Origin of the sequence: Gilliamella sp. CG22, from assembly GCF_046635725.1 — a bacterium.
Classification (GTDB): Bacteria; Pseudomonadota; Gammaproteobacteria; order Enterobacterales; family Orbaceae; genus Gilliamella; species Gilliamella apicola_I.
Genome location: NZ_JBIDFK010000008.1, coordinates 86,425 through 102,835 on the forward strand (window position 1 = coordinate 86,425; position 16,411 = coordinate 102,835).

Sequence of the window (16,411 nt, forward strand, 5' to 3'; positions counted from 1 at the left end):
ATTAGTCAATAAGTTAGTTATTTATTTTATTCATTTAAAATATAAGGAGTAAACATGCGTCATTCTACCAAATTGAAACCCTTGTTTTACGGAGTATTATTGTTATTCACTAGTTACAGTTATGCATCTGAAATGCAGCTATCCAGTCCTGATTTAAATAAAAATGGTTTTACAGATCAATTTATTTATAATCAATTTGGTTGTCAGGGTAAAAACCTATCGCCTAGCATTGAATGGAATAATGTACCTAAAGAAGCAAAAAGTTTGGCATTAACCATGTATGATCCAGATGCGCCAACCGGATCAGGATGGTGGCATTGGACGGTTGTCAATATTCCGGTCGATGCGACAGCGTTAAAGCAATCAGCTGGTAATAATATTGATTTATTGCCTAAGGGAAGTCAGCAAGTTCGTAATGATTTTGGTACGGCAAATTATGGCGGACCTTGCCCACCAGAAAACTCTAATCACCGTTATCAATTTACACTCTATGCACTTGATATAGACAATATCAATGTTGATGATAAAACAACGCCAGCTTTAGTTGGTTTTATCATCAATTCGCATCAAATCGCTAAAGCATCCATTACCTTCAATTACGGTCGTTGATGAGAAAGTTACTCTTCAATATGAAGTCTTTTATTAGTGATTGAATATAAAAGTTTGATAATATCGAAATCAACTAATCAAACCAAAAGTATACAAAATCAACATTATTTGATTTTGTATACTTACTCAACGAAAAGTTTTATTTATCTTGCAGGAATTTAGCGATATTAGCAATATCGTTAGGCGTGGTTTGACAACAACCGCCAATTAATTTAGCACCAGATTCTATCCAGTTTGTTAACTGATTAGCAAAGGTACAATTATGTTGCGGGTTAGGGTGCCATTGTTTGATTAAAGGATCATATACTTCGCCAGAATTTGGGTAAACGATTAATGGTTTTGATGTGAGTTTGTTTAACACATTTAGTGACCTTGTCACTTTTTCTAATGCAATGCAATTGATGCCTACACTGGCAATTTGCTCAATATTATTTAAATATTCGACAACTAATGATAACGGTGTTCCATCACTCAGATGCTGATCATCTTTCAGTGTAAATGAAAACCAGCAACGTATTGCAGGAAATTGTTTAATCACCTTTGTTAATGCTTTTATTTCTGTAAAAGAAGGCAAGGTTTCACAAGCGAGTAAATCCACATTGGCATCGATAAGTGCTTTTATGCGGACATAATGAAACTCCATAAAGGCTTCTTCACTCAGTTGATAGGCTCCTGTATATTCGGAACCGTCAGCTAAATAGGCGCCATAAGGCCCAACAGACCCGGAAATGAGTAAAGGTTTAGGTTGGTCTAATTCGCTTAAATATTGTTGTTTAGCTTGTTGTGCAAGTTCAACACTTTTTTGTATTAACGCAATAGAATCATTGAGATTAATCCCTTTTTTAGCAAATCCTAAAGGTGTTGCTTGATAGCTTGCTGTAATGGCACAGTCTGCGCCAGCTTTAAAGTAGTCATAATGAACTTGCCGAATTAATTCAGGTTGCTCAAATAATACTTTTGCTGACCATAAACTATCATTTAAATCGCATCCACGACGTTGTAACTCGCTGGCAAGTGCACCGTCAACAATGATAAAGTTTTTTTGGTTTAATAAATTCTTAATCGGATTATTATTAATCATTTTGAGTAACTCGAGTGTGATACTTATGCGTCAAATGGTAAGCCATAAAACAAACAATGACAAAAGGGATGCCACAATATAGTGCTATTCGTTGCTCGGGATCAAAAGCCAGTCCAATACAGGCAATCACGCACAAAATTGTGCCTAAAATCGGGACTAAAGGGTAGTAGGGCGCTTTATATTTTAAATTAATAATTTGTTCTTGAGAAAGCTTTTGTCTAAAAAAGTAATGTGATACACAAATACTTAACCAAACAGCAACCACGGCAAAACCTGAAATAGCCGTTAATGCAACAAAGACTGTATCAGGTGCAATCACACTGGAGAATAGCGCCAGTAATCCCCCTAACATACTCACTGTTATAGCGGTGGTTGGAATACCTTTAGTGGTTAATCTTGAAAAGCATTTTGGCAAAGTACCTTGATTTGATAACGACCATAACATTCGACCCGATGCATAAAGTCCTGAATTAGCCGCCGATAAAATGGCAGTTAAAATCACAAAATTAAAGATATCGGCAGCATAAGGGATACCAATATTTTCAAAAACCATCACAAATGGACTCTTAATGACGCCTGCTTGTTCCATGGGCAATAAAGCCGCCAGTACAAAAATAGTGCCAACAAAAAAAATGATTAACCGTAAAATGGTTGTTTTTATGGCTAAAGGAATACTTTTTTCAGGCTGCTTAGTTTCACCCGCGGCAATACCGATTAGTTCTGTACCAGAAAAGGCAAAATTAACCGATACCATTGTCATGATGATAGGTGTCAATCCATGTGGAAACCAACCATTATCTGTAATATTGTGTAGAAATGGGGCTGGCATATCGTTTTTCATCGGTATAAAACCAAAAATAGCTGCGCTGCCCGCAATAATAAAAACTATAATCGTAATGACTTTAATTATTGAAAACCAAAATTCACTTTCCGCAAAAAATTGTGCAGTCACAATATTCAAAACAAATATAACTGCACAAAAAATTAAACACCAAACCCAAACAGAAATATCCGGAAACCAATACTGCATACACATACCCGCAGCGGTTAGACTTGAACCCAATGCAACTGTCCAGGTTAGCCAATATAACCAAGCAACGGTATAGCCTGTAGCGGGGCTAATGAAACGTGAAGCATACGTATGAAAAGCACCGGTTTCGGGCATAGCAACCGCAAGTTCGCCAAGGCACAACATAACTAAAAAAACGACCAAAGCACCAATTAAATAGGCAATAATCGCTCCCACGGCTCCTGCGGTTGCAATAATATAACCGGTATTAAAAAATAATCCTGTGCCAATCACGCCACCTAACGATAACATAATTAAATGCCGAGTTTGCATAGTACGTTTAAATTGATTCTCAGGTGATTTAGATAGATGATTGTTCATAACATGGTATGTCCGCTAGCGTATTAAAAAATTATTTATTGTCTCAATTCACATCAAAAATGAGTGAAAAAATCGTCTTCACTATAAAATTTACCATTCACTTCTGCTTGATGTGTATCACTTGAATAGTTGGCATCTGAATATATCCCTTCCATTCCATTTTTTTCAAAAGTGAAAAGAATTGATTCATCTAACCACGATTTTATATCATTTCCTAATACTATTTTATCAATTTGTTCTTGTGTAACAATGTTTTGTTGATAATTTTCAAATTGAGCTGCAATATAATTTATAACGTCAAATGGCATATCAAGTTTAAGTTTGAAAAGATGAATATTATCGTCACTAGATAATCCACGAAAACTCTCATTACTATCATAATCAATTAATAAATCAGCATTAATATCGCCGACATTAGTATGCCAATTAAATTTATAGGACATGCTCCTATTAAGTTTATCAGGATTAACATAATGAGGATCGCTCGATTCGAATCCATATCCAAATTCGCCTAATACAAACGACAGCATACTGATTCCATCCATATTTATAAATTCATTATTCGATGAGATTGAACCAAGGTTTTGGTTTCCATACGTTAATGAACCTATCTTAATGTCTATTGAATCATAATAATCCTCATCAGTTTGATTTATTGATTGATTTATTAATATTTGGTTTAATATGGCGGTTGCGTTGTCATTGAAAAAATTCTGGGATATAACTTTATAAATGGTTAAATTGTTATGTAATATTCCATTTTTGACATCACCATTTCTGACAGCTTTTACATCCTGAAAATTTAGCTCTTTTTTAAATGTCGTAACATATTGATAATTTCTGTCAATAAGATCATAATTTTCTTCTGAATAATAAAGATTTTTCAACTCCAATACATAATTTAAAGAGTTATGACTGCTTTCGGGCTCGGTTTTGATAGAAACTTGATCAAGTTTTAAGGATAGGTTTCTGAATTCCGATGTTAATTCTAATTTGTCCCAGTGTGAATTTACGCTGACAGTTGAAAAATCTTTAGAAACATTGAAAAAGCACTCACCTTCAGATAGGTAGAAATTGTTTTTGCCAAACACATGATTGACCAGATTTATATTAATAGGGTTATTTTTCAAATAAATATTGAACTCTTTTTGAAAACTTAAACTGGCATGACCAGTGATGAATGATTGGTTATTCGACCATTTCCAAAGCTCAGGAAATGCTTTTTCAGTCATTTGATAATCTATCGTTGCGACTTGAGGCGTGAAATCACCTTTTGCGATATTGACGAAAGGAAAAGGACCGTGATAAATCGTAATATCATCACTAAAGAGGATATTTTTATCATTATCAAGATCCGTTTGATAATCTAATGATTCGGTGATAGTCAGGTGTAATTTCGTTGAAAATAGACCTTTATCATAATGACTTTTGGTTATATTGATCTTACTCATATCCTTGCTGCTATTAATGTTTTCACTAATTAATGACAGGGTATTATCAATTTCTTTTTCAATTTTATTGCCAATGTACCAAGTTGAACCTAAATATCCTATGCTTAAAACTGTAACTATTCCTATTGTAAATTTAATTTTTTTCATTGTTTTCCCGTTATTTTTTATAATTCTTGATTTGATTTTGATAAACTTAAAGCAATGCCTAGCTAGCCTATCAAGCTAATTAGGCGTAACTAAAAAGAGTCTTAAAGAGAAAAAATTAGACGATTAAAATCATTTTTATTCATTTTTTGTCCATTGATTATCACGTCAGAATCACTCTGTTTTATTTTCAAATCCATATAGATACCTTGCTTATCTTCATCAATAGAAATAAGAGGATGATCTTTAATCTTAGATTTCGCGATCAAATTAATCATATATAATTTTCCAGCAATCATATCATCAGTCACATCCGTTTCATTGTAATTTTCCGTTTGTGCCCACATACGTGCTAATACTTTGAATGGAATCTGAATATTATAACTTAACATGCGATCGGGGGTAATATCATTATTATTGTCATCTGTTGATAAGTTGTTATCGACTATAGCTGATGTGTTGGCAATAATATCGCCTGCAGCATTATGCCAATTTAACAAACCATCCCATTGAATTTTTGAAAAGTCAGATGCATTTTGTTCAATAAATAAACTTTCAAACGGATTCTGTGTGTTAACCCCTTCAAAATTAAACTTAAACTCACCATGACCTAAATTTTGTTTGCCAAAATTGAACGATTCAATATTAGCCTCATAACTGCCCTCTGTGCTATTATTTGGATTAGATCGAACATCTTGCTTAAAGAATATATTATTAAAAACAAATGGCGCTTGTGGATTGAAACTTAAGACAGTTGTTTTCAATTTTTCTATGTTCATCTTGGATTGATAATTAGGTATATTAGCTCCATTGATCGGATCAAATGTTATTGTGTACTGAGCTGAACTACTTATATTATCAATATCTATTTGGACTGGAAGACTTGATCGAGCGTTTATCGTTAAAGTATCAACGTTTGAGTTTAGATCAACGATATCATCTCCTTTATTTTCTAAGTTAACCTTAAGATTGCTCAATGAGATTGAACTAACCTGATCAATTTTATATCTTAATTTATCAAGCTTTATAGACATCGATGAGGTCAATTCATTTAAATCACTGGTGATGGTGATGTTGCCTTCTGAAATATCTATTCCTTCTTTAAACTGAGGCATGTCAATAGTATTCAAGGCTTTTGTGGTAATTTTTGTGACGACATAATCACTAAATTTAATCCCCATAGTGGCGGTAATAAAAGGTTTATCTCCTGCAAGTTTCCAAAGAGTTGGATTGTCTTTTTCAGTCATTTCATATTCAATCCATGCCAATTGGGGGACAAAGTTACCTTTAATTAATGCGGCCATAGGGAATGGACCATGATGGATAGTTATATCGTCATCAAAAACGGTTTTTGGTTCATTGACATCATATTCAATACGGGGTTTTTCGGTTATAGTAAGGTGAAATTTGGATGTAAAAATATTTTTTTGATAATTGCTTGTTTTGATTGATATATCATATTGATTTTGGTAGCCATTAATCGTTTCATTAATGTTGATTAATTGACTATCTAATTCTTTCTCAATTTTATTGCCAACATACCATGAACTACCTACATATCCGATTGCTAATAGCGCTACAAAGCCGATAGCTAATTTACTTTTTTTCATTGGTTTTCTCTTTTAATTCATTGTTATTACATAAATTATGTGCTCATAATTCAGAGACGAGTAAAACTAAATTATTATCAATAAACTATCTTATTATGAATAAATAGTTTTATGCGATTCTGACCTTTCAATTCTAATGGATTTCAGAACGATAAGCGAGTTTTTAAGTGATTTTATAAAATCACAATTTATTAGAGAAAATATTGATTCTAATTTCATCGCACACTTAGCGATACAGATAAAAAAGCATAGCTAATGGTCAAAATGAGTATGACCTTACTCATTAAGAAGGATAAAGAAAATGTTTGGTAGATAGGAATCAAAACATGATAGTTATTCAGCTAACAAATAACGTTTTATATTAACTTCAAATTGACCGGCAATATTAATTTAGCTCTGCTCATTGCTATGTGGGTGGCATCTATACAGAGCAATGAGCTATTTATTAAACAATTTTCAAGATGTTGTGTGTTATGTTTGATGTGTGGAAAATTCAGTTAACAAGTTTTTGATATATTCAATACGCTCTACACGTTGTAAATCAGTTTTTTGTAATCTTAATCTATTATTGCCTTCTAAACGATAATTTTTAGGTTCTTTTTGAATGGTTTCAATTAAATAATCAACTGAAATTTTATTATTACTACCAAATTCGATAAACCCACCTTTTTCACCAAATTCAATTTTAGTAATGCCTAATTGATTAGCATGAAAACGAATTTTAGTTGTTTCTAACAAAAAGAGAACTGCATCAGGTAATTGCCCAAAACGATCACGCATTTCAACTTGTATATCGGTCAATTCATCTAAATTATTGATACTCGCAATACGTTTATACAAAGATAAACGAGTATTAACATCCGGAATAAAATCGTCTGGAATCAATGTAGGTAAACGTAACTCAATTTCCGTTTGTTGACTCGTCAACAGTGATTCAAGCGTAGGTTCTTTTCCTTCTTTTAAAGATTTTACGGCATCTTCTAGTAGTTCAATATATAAATTAAACCCAATAGTTTCAATTTGACCACTTTGATCGCTTCCTAACAACTCGCCTGCACCTCGAATTTCCAGATCATGCGTTGCTAAAGCAAAACCTGCACCCAAATCTTCTAGGGTTGCGATAGCATCAAGACGTTTTTTTGCATCTTTACTCAATAATTTAGGATGTGGTGTTAATAAATAAGCATAAGCTTGATGATACGAACGACCAACCCGACCACGCAACTGATGCAATTGCGCTAAACCAAATTTATCGGCACGCTCAATAATAATCGTATTAGCATTAGGAATATCGATACCGGTTTCAACAATGGTGGTACAAACTAAAATATTAAAACGTTGATGATGAAAATCATTCATCACTCGCTCTAAATCTCGTTCATGCATTTGACCATGACCAACGCCAATACGTGCTTCTGGCACTAATTCGGCTAGCTTTTCACTCACATTATTAATATCCGAGACATCATTATGTAAATAATAGATTTGACCACCACGCAAAATTTCACGCAGGATAGCTTCTCGAATCACTAAATCATCGTATTCTCTGACAAAGGTTTTCACTGCTAATCGGCGAGCAGGAGGCGTGGCAATGATAGAAAGATCACGCATGCCACTCATCGCCATATTCAATGTTCTAGGAATAGGGGTAGCAGTTAGGGTCAAAATATCGATATTGGCTCGCATAGCTTTGATACGTTCTTTTTGACGAACACCGAAGCGATGCTCTTCATCAACGATCAATAGACCAAGATCCTTCCATTTTACATCTTCCTGCAATAATTTATGCGTGCCAATGACAATATCGACTTTACCTTCTGCAAGTGCATCAATGACGGCTCGTTGCTGTTTTGCGGTTTTAAAACGAGACAAACTTTCAATACGTATTGGCCAATTAGCAAAACGATTACAAAAACTTTCATAATGTTGTTGAGCAAGTAAGGTGGTTGGCACCAAAACTGCGGCTTGCTTTTGATTGACGACAGCTAAAAAAGCAGCGCGAATTGCAACTTCGGTTTTGCCAAAGCCGACATCCCCACAAACCAATCGATCCATAGCATAAGGTGAACACATATCCCCGATAACGGCGCCAATGGCATTTTGTTGATCTTCCGTTTCTTGATAAGGAAAGGCTTGGCAAAACAGTTCGTATTGTTCACGATCTTGCTTAAATTCAAATCCTGGTTTACTTTCACGCTCCGCATAAATATCTAACAATTCGGCAGCAACATCACGGACTTTTTCTGCTGCTTTTTGTCTGGCTTTGCTCCAAGCATCTGTCCCTAATTTATTTAAAGGCGCATTTTCTTCATCACCGCCAGAATAACGGCTGATCAGGTTAAGCGATGAAACAGGTACATAAAGTTTGGTATCATTTGCATAAAGCAAAATAAGATATTCAGCCGTAATACCGCCTGTTTCTAACGTTGTTAACCCAGCATAACGTCCTACACCGTGCTCTAAATGCACGACTGGTTTACCAGGGGTTAATTCGGCTAAACTACGAACTAAACTATCGGTATTAATAGCTTGTCTGTTCTCATTTTTACGACGGATAACACGTCGTCCTAATAGTTCATTTTCGGTAATAAATGCAAAATGCTGTTGTTCATCAATGAAACCTTGTTCACCCGCACCGACCATGACACAAAAGCGGTTATCAACCGTTGCTTGCTGATCAAGCTGATTAATGCTGGTTGGATAAATACGAATTCGACCTAAAATCTCTTGTAATGCTTCTTTACGACCTTCTGATTCAACCGAAAAAATAATCTTGCCATTAAAGTTTTCAGTGAATTGATTAAATTGATGATAAGGGTCTTTCAATTGAATCTGAAAACCAATATCAGGCAAACTCATAAAAGGTAAATTGATATTTTTAGATGACTCATCCACCGTGTTATTCGATACAATCATCCTTGGATAATGTTTAAAATTAGCAAAGATTTCATCCGTTTTAGACCAAATAACCGCGGGTTCAAGTAAAGGACGCATAGGATCAACTTTGCGACTTTCATAACGTTGATTAATATCTTGCCAATATTTATTGGCAAACTGCTCGATATTGACCGTATTAATAATTAACGTATTATCTAAAAAATAAGAAAAAAGTGTCGTTAACGGCTCACTAAAAAACAAGGCTTGCCAGTATTCAATCCCTGTTGGTAAGATATTTTTACTGACTTGCTGATAAATACTTTCAGGCTCTAATCTGACTTCAAATTTTGCACGCCATTGGCTACGAAACAATTCAATAGCCGCTTTATCAAAAGGAAACTCATGAGCTGGTAATAACTCAATTTCAACAATTTCTTCAAGCGTTCGTTGTGTTTCAGCATCAAACGTTCGGATACTATCAATTTCATCATCAAAAAAATCAATACGATAAGGTTTATCGCTACCCATAGGAAAAATATCAAAAAGTGCGCCTCGTGTAGCATACTCGCCATGTTCCATGACTTGGCTAACAGCGCGATAACCGGCATTTTCTAATTGCATTCGCAAATGTTCACGGCTAATTTGTAAGCCTTTCTTCATAATGAACACATGCCCACCTAAATAACTTTTTGGGCAAACTTTTTGCATTAACGTATTGATCGGTAAAATTAACGCGCCTTTGGTTAAATGTGCAAGATGATAAAGGCAAGATAAGCGTTCAGATACAATATCTTGATGAGGTGAAAAACTATCATAAGGCAAGGTTTCCCAATCAGGAAACGAAATAGCCGGAAAATGGCTAAATTGCTTCAGCTCTTCATAAATGCGGGTTGTTTGCTGCATATCATCGGTGACAATCACCACTAAACCGTTATGCGCAGCAATTGCATCGGCACACAGTTTCGATAATGATGATCCTACCAGTTGTCCAAACTGTTTTACTTCACCGGGTTTTTGTGGAATAAGTGTTGAAATATTGAGTTTTTTAGACATGATAAATTTAATTGATATTGGTGCAAAAAGTATTAATACATTATAACGTAATTACTTGGATGTTTTCTATAACTGTTTAATCCTGTATGATAAACGTCTTCTATTTAACTTGCAAAACTTTGTCAAAAAGTTTCGGAAATGATAAACATTTATGTCAAAAATATTTCGTCCATTAGTGCTTTATATTGGGTTACGTTATGTATACGGTCAAAAGACTGATGGCTTTGGTCGCTTTGTTTCATGGTTATCGATGATAGGGATCATGCTTGGATCATTGGGATTAATTCTGGTGTTATCGGTCATGAATGGACTAGAAGATCAGATGCAAAATAGTGTGTTAAAGTTCTTACCGCAAGCACAAATCACCACACCACAAGGCAAAATCGTCATAGATAACACGGCATATGAACAATTTGGACAGATTAATGGCGTAAGTCGCATTACGCCGTTAGTCACTAGCGACGTGGTATTGCAAAGTGAACAAAGTATCAATGTAAGTACCTTGATGGGCATCAATCCAGAAGATGATGATCCCATTCAAGATTATATTTATACCGGATCGATATCCGATCTACAGGCTGGGCAATATAATGTAATCTTAGGACAAACATTAGCCAATCAACTCGGCGTGACAGTAGGTAATAAAATACGTTTAATGGTTACCGATGCCAGTCAGGTCACACCAGTGGGGCGTATACCATCACAACGTTTATTTACTGTTGTTGGACTATTTTCGGTTAACCATGACATTAACCAAACCTTAATTTACGTCAACCAAACCGATGCCCAAAAATTACTCCGTTACCCAGCTAATACAATTACCGGTTGGCGATTATTTTTGAAACACCCTCTACAAATTGCTGAAATTACGAATACTCCGCTACCGGAGGGACTCGAATTTAAAGATTGGCGAGCAAAACGGGGCGAATTATTTCAAGCAATAAAAATGGAAAAAAACGTCATGGGCTTACTGATTAGCCTTATCGTGATTGTTGCAGCATTTAATATTATTACGTCTTTAAGTTTATTGGTGATGGAAAAACAAGGTGAGGTCGCCATTTTAAAAACTCAAGGATTATCACGTTTTAAAATAATGCTAATTTTTATCATACAAGGCGCAAGTTCAGGGGTAATAGGTACACTACTAGGAAGCACATTAGGACTTGTACTTGCTTGTAACTTAAATAACATCATGGAAACCTTAGATTTATCGCTTGCAGGTATAGAATTACCGACATTAATCGAACCTTCACAAATTGTTTTTATTATTATCGGATTACTCATGTTATCGCTAATATCAACCTTATATCCTGCTTATCGTGCTGCAACCATTCAACCTGCCGAGGCGCTACGTTATGAATAATACTCAGCCATTACTGACTGCTAAAAATCTCTATAAAACCTATAAAGAAGGGAAAATGGTGACTGAAGTCTTAAAAAATGTTTCATTTGATCTTCATCCTCAATCATTACTCGCTATTATAGGAAGTTCAGGTTCGGGTAAAAGTACACTATTACATCTACTGGGTGGATTGGACAAACCGACATCAGGTGAAATCATATTCAAATCACAACAGCTTAATCAATTATCAGAACAAGCAAAAGCAAAATTACGCAATCAAGATATCGGTTTTGTCTACCAGTTTCATCACCTTTTACCCGATTTTACCGCACTTGAAAATATCGCTATGCCACTCTTAATTGGTGGTGTATCGCCCAACGAAGCCAAAAAACGGGCAAAAGACATGTTAGCATCAGTTAATTTAACAAACAGAGCCGAACATCGTCCGTCCGAACTATCGGGCGGAGAACGTCAACGTGTGGCAATAGGACGGGCATTAATTAATAACCCGTCTTTAGTCATGGCGGATGAACCCACCGGAAACTTGGATAAAGCAACAGCGGATGCCATATTTGATTTGCTTATCAAACTCAATAAAGAACAAGGAACCGCTTTTTTGGTTGTTACTCATGATCTTGAATTGGCTAAAAAATTAGATAAACAATTGGTTATGAGTGACGGGCAGCTTTCTGAAAGCGGACATTAAAAAAACGATTTAGTGGAAAACAAAATGAATCTATCCTTAATGACGGCAATAAAATTTCGTCAAGGTCGCCGTAAAAGTGGCATGGTATCACTTATCTCGATTATCTCAACTTTAAGCATTGCAATTGGAATTGCCGCACTCATTATTGGCTTAAGTGCCATGAATGGCTTTGAATATGAATTAAAAAACCGAGTGTTATCGGTTGTACCACATGGACAGATATATTCTCAATATGGCAATTTAGATGACTGGCAGCATATTCAACAAGAGTTAGAAGAAGATAAAAATATTGTTTCAGCGGCACCATTTATCAGCTTTACAGGGCTTATCGAAAATGGAAGCAAGCTTGGCGCCGTTGAGGTACAGGGAGTTGATCCACAGCGCGAAAAAGCCATAAGTGCATTACCAAAATATGTGTTAGATGATCGTTGGCAATATTTTAAAACCGATAGTCAGCAAATTATTATCGGATCGGGACTGGCAAAAAAACTGTCGGTAAAACAGGGCGCATGGATAACATTGTTAATTCCGGTATCAAGTGATAATAACCAACTCAAACCACCTAAACGTGTGCGTTTACAAGTGGTGGGTATTTTAGATTTAAGTGGTAGCTTAAGTAACAATGTTGCGTTAATCCCTTTAGCTGACGCACAAAAACTTTTAAATATTGGTGACAGTGTCACAGGAATAATGGTCAACGTTAACCAAGTTTATTTGGCTAAAAGCCTATTAGGAAGGGCGATATTAAATCTTGACGAAAACGTCACATACACCAGTTGGGAAAACTCGTACGGGTTTATGTACCGAGACATTAAAATGATACGACAAATCATGTATTTAGCAATGATTGTGGTGATTGGTGTTGCCTGTTTCAATATTGTTTCGACATTAGTGATCGCTGTAAAAGATAAACAACGAGATATTGCAATTCTTAAAACACTGGGCGCAAATAATCGCCTAATTAAACATATCTTTATTTGGTATGGGGTTATTTCAGGCTTAATAGGCAGTTTACTCGGCGTTGTTTTAGGCGTTCTATCCGCTTGGCAGCTGTCAAATATAATGAAAATAATTGAATCGCTGATCGGGCATAAAGTATTAAATGGAAATGTCTATTTTATTGACTTTTTACCTTCAAAAATTCATGCAACTGATGTGCTAATTGTATTTATTACTGCCATGCTATTAAGTTTAATCGCCAGTTATTATCCGGCTAAGCGGGCATGTAAAATTGATCCGGCAAAAATATTAAACAGTTTTTAATATGATAAAGCAGGCGCTGATAGCATTAGTTATCAGCGCAATATAATGTAATTAATAATGATATTTTAAATTATCCGGTAATTCATAATGCACATAGCCCATATAAATTCCCCAGATAGTCACGATAAATAATAAACAAATAAACAGTATTGTAAATTTACTTGAATAACCAAACCATTTTATCAATAGCGACACGACCAAACCCAAACCAAAACCGGCAACAGCCCCCCCCAAATGCGCCATATTATTAATACCAGGAAGCAAGCCTAAGCCAGCGGTAAGCACTAAGCTAATGATAATAGCATTGATGGGCATTTCTTTAAGATTGGCCCGATTAACCAAACTATAAGCCAATAATGCGGTAATAATTCCTAAAATTGCACCGGATGCCCCACAACTAATCACGGTACGATCAAGATTAGCAATATCACTGACTAAATTACTGATTAATCCAGAAAGAAAATAAATACCAATAAAGGCAAATTTTGGAAGGCGCTTTTCTAAAATGATGCCCACACTCCATAAAGCGATCATATTCATTAACAGGTGTGACAGGCTGACATGCATAAATAAGCTAGTGAACATGCGCCAATATTGCCCCGAAAAAGTCAATTGCGATACATCGGCGCCCCAATCAACCAAAAACAAGTTTTTTAAAGAATCAACAAAACTACGGCTATCACAAAGACGGGATATAACAAACCAAGCAATATTAATCACAATCAGTGAACTGGTTATTTTGGCTTGGCGTCCTAGATAAATTAAATTTTGTGAAATGGTCATGTAAACTTGTATCCTTATAAATAAATTACATAAGTTATTTGATATTGACAACGTTTAAATAAGTGATTTTCCAAAAATAATTAAATCACGCTTTACACCGTCCAGTTCGGCAATCTTTGGACATAATCCCCATTGCTGATACTGCATTTTACTAAAAAGACTGATACTGGGAATATTATGACCAAATACATAACTCAATATGCTATCGATACCGACTTTACGGGCATATTCTTCAATTTGAGCAAGCATATATTGCCCAATTTTTTTACCTCGAAACTGTTCATGAAGATATAAACTCACTTCGACCGTTTTAGAATAAGCAGGTCGCCCATAAAACGAAGATAAACTAATCCAACCACAAGGTTGATTTTGATGCTGAATTAACCAAAGAGGGCGGTTATTCTCATTATGTTGTTCAAACCAATCACGCTTACTGTCGATTGAAACAGGTGATGTATCAGCTGTGACCATACGGCTGGCAATGGTCGAATTATAAACCTCAACAATAAAAGGCAAATCACTGAGTGTGGCATGACGATACGTGATCATAAAATAGAGTCTGTCAATGGATAAGGGAAGGTATTGTAATGAGATTATTTAAATCAGACAACCAATTAATTACCGAAACCGAGTTAACCATTATCAATAAATACAGGACGAAAAATAGTCAATAAACGTAGTTGCAATCATGCTTGAAGGACAATCATTATCACCACGGTTATAAATTAACTCTATGATAAACAAATAATTATTTTGCAATGTGTGTTAGGGTCTTTTATAATGGCAAAGTGATTATCACTACAATGAATAGGAATAGCAGAATGAATGGAGCCGTTAACCAACCTTATATCGCCTTTGATCCTGAAGAGGCAGAATTTTTGTGTGATTACGATGTCAAATTAGAGTCTAAAAAAATTATTCTTTCCAATATCCACAATATAGTTCTTCGATTTCACCTTCCTAAAAAAAGAATACTAACCTTTATCGCATTAATTGCGTCTTGGGTACTGCTTACTGTGCTATACCTAAATTATAATCCGACAGATAAACTATTTTTTAATCTTCTATTAGTCATGTTGCTAGGTGCTATCATGATAGTATTTTCGATCCTTCAACATTATATTGCAGTTTCATTTGAAATCAGGCGACTAAAAAAACTTTACAACAGCTTAAAATGGCCTGTCACCAGTTATTATGCCTTTTTTGAAGAAGGAATTTTAGTCAAATCTTATGATATAGAAGGGATATTTTATTGGGATGACTTTAAAAACATCATAGCCAGTTCTAACGTTATTACTTTTCAATTTTATCCTAAAGGTACCCCAAAAGGTGACTTACTAAAAAATCACTATCCAAAATTACGCCCATTTTATTTAATTATTGATGATGACAAAAAAATCCAGTCAATTTTGGCAAAGGTCAATCATCAACATGATGATTTGGTTGAATTTAAGTGATGAATTTAAGCAAGTCAAAATTTTATTATAATGAAGATCACCGTAGGATTATTGAGTTGATATTAGGGTATAAGTAAGATAATTAATTCCACGATTTTCATCATAATCTCCATACAGTCAACACCGTTTTATAATCAACTATCACTTTTGAAAAATTATCTTTATTCAATATTTTTAGAATAATTAAAATACAACGTTAATAAAAAGCTTACTTCGATATTTGAATTTACACGTTTTTTAATTTATTGTTAATTTTACATAACTTATCAAAAATTATATTGCAAATTTTTGATAAGTAATATAATTTTTTATAAATAAGATTATCGTAATTGATAATACAAAATAAATAAAAGTTAATTAATAGGGATAAGTATGGATATTAAGGAGTAGTTGTGGTTCGTTGTTTAGTGCTATCAGATAACCGATTACCCATTTATGGTAATTTCTGGCATTATCGTGATGATTGGTATCTTAATTTACAATCATTATCACATCAATTTCTTGATTCTTTTCTGATTATTAATACCCCCAATTATTCCAACTTAATCAACCGAAATCATTATTACCCAAATAACGTTGGAAAGCTGACTAACCAGTCCGACACATCAGCAAAGGAGTAACCCATGGCGAACAAAATAACTACCC

General features: G+C 34.7%; 13 protein-coding genes. 6 read left to right on the forward strand and 7 right to left on the reverse strand.

What is annotated here, in order from left to right; genetic code table 11:
* Positions 1-54 precede the first annotated feature (54 nt).
* Complete coding sequence (locus tag ACGH46_RS08470) at positions 55-609, forward strand: YbhB/YbcL family Raf kinase inhibitor-like protein (RefSeq protein WP_267351899.1); 555 nt, start codon at positions 55-57, stop codon at positions 607-609.
* Between the two features lie 139 nt (positions 610-748).
* Here ACGH46_RS08470 and mmuM read toward each other — a convergent pair whose 3' ends face one another.
* From mmuM to mfd, 5 genes are all read right to left on the reverse strand, one after another.
* Positions 749-1,690: a homocysteine S-methyltransferase gene (mmuM, locus tag ACGH46_RS08475; protein WP_411605261.1), complete on the reverse strand. Its 942-nt coding sequence runs from the start codon at positions 1,688-1,690 to the stop codon at positions 749-751.
* Entirely contained in the window at positions 1,683-3,080 is a 1,398-nt protein-coding gene (gene mmuP, locus ACGH46_RS08480; RefSeq protein WP_411605263.1) for an S-methylmethionine permease, read from the reverse strand. Before mmuP ends, mmuM begins: the two co-directional genes overlap by 8 nt.
* Positions 3,081-3,133: 53 nt before the next feature.
* A complete protein-coding gene (locus tag ACGH46_RS08485) occupies positions 3,134-4,678 on the reverse strand; it encodes a DUF945 family protein (protein ID WP_411605265.1) in 1,545 nt (514 codons plus the stop codon).
* Positions 4,679-4,779: 101 nt separating this feature from the next.
* Complete coding sequence (locus tag ACGH46_RS08490; RefSeq protein WP_411605267.1) at positions 4,780-6,285, reverse strand: DUF945 family protein; 1,506 nt, start codon at positions 6,283-6,285, stop codon at positions 4,780-4,782.
* Positions 6,286-6,756: 471 nt separating this feature from the next.
* Complete coding sequence (gene mfd / locus ACGH46_RS08495) at positions 6,757-10,215, reverse strand: transcription-repair coupling factor (RefSeq protein ID WP_411605269.1); 3,459 nt, start codon at positions 10,213-10,215, stop codon at positions 6,757-6,759.
* Positions 10,216-10,375: 160 nt separating this feature from the next.
* Here mfd and lolC point away from each other — a divergent pair, with 160 nt between their 5' ends.
* From lolC to lolE, 3 genes are read left to right on the forward strand one after another with little or no spacing between them, the layout of a single operon-like run.
* Complete coding sequence (gene lolC, locus ACGH46_RS08500) at positions 10,376-11,578, forward strand: lipoprotein-releasing ABC transporter permease subunit LolC (RefSeq protein WP_411597398.1); 1,203 nt, start codon at positions 10,376-10,378, stop codon at positions 11,576-11,578.
* Positions 11,571-12,263 carry a lipoprotein-releasing ABC transporter ATP-binding protein LolD gene (lolD, locus tag ACGH46_RS08505; RefSeq protein WP_411590737.1) on the forward strand — a complete coding sequence of 231 codons (693 nt, stop codon included), beginning with the start codon at positions 11,571-11,573 and terminating at the stop codon, positions 12,261-12,263. Before lolC ends, lolD begins: the two co-directional genes overlap by 8 nt.
* Before the next feature lie 24 nt (positions 12,264-12,287).
* Positions 12,288-13,526: a lipoprotein-releasing ABC transporter permease subunit LolE gene (lolE, locus tag ACGH46_RS08510; RefSeq protein WP_411605271.1), complete on the forward strand. Its 1,239-nt coding sequence runs from the start codon at positions 12,288-12,290 to the stop codon at positions 13,524-13,526.
* A 51-nt stretch (positions 13,527-13,577) separates the two neighbouring features.
* On the opposite strand, the gene ACGH46_RS08515 is transcribed toward lolE, so the two are convergent.
* Together ACGH46_RS08515 and ACGH46_RS08520 are read right to left on the reverse strand one after the other, a co-directional pair.
* Positions 13,578-14,309 carry a rhomboid family intramembrane serine protease gene (locus tag ACGH46_RS08515; RefSeq protein WP_267380117.1) on the reverse strand — a complete coding sequence of 244 codons (732 nt, stop codon included), beginning with the start codon at positions 14,307-14,309 and terminating at the stop codon, positions 13,578-13,580.
* Between the two features lie 54 nt (positions 14,310-14,363).
* The gene (locus ACGH46_RS08520) at positions 14,364-14,858 is read right to left on the reverse strand and encodes an N-acetyltransferase family protein (protein ID WP_411605273.1); all 495 of its coding nucleotides are present in this window, start codon (positions 14,856-14,858) and stop codon (positions 14,364-14,366) included.
* A 272-nt stretch (positions 14,859-15,130) separates the two neighbouring features.
* On the opposite strand from ACGH46_RS08520, the gene ACGH46_RS08525 reads away from it, so the two are divergent.
* The gene (locus ACGH46_RS08525; RefSeq protein ID WP_411599725.1) at positions 15,131-15,766 is read left to right on the forward strand and encodes a hypothetical protein; all 636 of its coding nucleotides are present in this window, start codon (positions 15,131-15,133) and stop codon (positions 15,764-15,766) included.
* A 392-nt stretch (positions 15,767-16,158) separates the two neighbouring features.
* Positions 16,159-16,386, forward strand: coding sequence for a hypothetical protein (locus ACGH46_RS08530; protein WP_411605275.1), 228 nt, complete (start codon positions 16,159-16,161; stop codon positions 16,384-16,386).
* The last annotated feature ends 25 nt before the right edge of the window (positions 16,387-16,411 follow it).

Bases quoted from the DNA above. Each gene is read 5' to 3' on its own strand.
- ACGH46_RS08470 (WP_267351899.1), top strand. From the start codon at position 55: ATGCGTCATTCTACCAAATTGAAACCCTTGTTTTACGGAGTATTATTG.
- mmuM (WP_411605261.1), bottom strand. From the start codon at position 1,690: ATGATTAATAATAATCCGATTAAGAATTTATTAAACCAAAAAAACTTT.
- mmuP (WP_411605263.1), bottom strand. From the start codon at position 3,080: ATGAACAATCATCTATCTAAATCACCTGAGAATCAATTTAAACGTACT.
- ACGH46_RS08485 (WP_411605265.1), bottom strand. From the start codon at position 4,678: ATGAAAAAAATTAAATTTACAATAGGAATAGTTACAGTTTTAAGCATA.
- ACGH46_RS08490 (WP_411605267.1), bottom strand. From the start codon at position 6,285: ATGAAAAAAAGTAAATTAGCTATCGGCTTTGTAGCGCTATTAGCAATC.
- mfd (WP_411605269.1), bottom strand. From the start codon at position 10,215: ATGTCTAAAAAACTCAATATTTCAACACTTATTCCACAAAAACCCGGT.
- lolD (WP_411590737.1), top strand. From the start codon at position 11,571: ATGAATAATACTCAGCCATTACTGACTGCTAAAAATCTCTATAAAACC.
- lolE (WP_411605271.1), top strand. From the start codon at position 12,288: ATGAATCTATCCTTAATGACGGCAATAAAATTTCGTCAAGGTCGCCGT.
- ACGH46_RS08515 (WP_267380117.1), bottom strand. From the start codon at position 14,309: ATGACCATTTCACAAAATTTAATTTATCTAGGACGCCAAGCCAAAATA.
- ACGH46_RS08520 (WP_411605273.1), bottom strand. From the start codon at position 14,858: ATGATCACGTATCGTCATGCCACACTCAGTGATTTGCCTTTTATTGTT.
- ACGH46_RS08525 (WP_411599725.1), top strand. From the start codon at position 15,131: ATGAATGGAGCCGTTAACCAACCTTATATCGCCTTTGATCCTGAAGAG.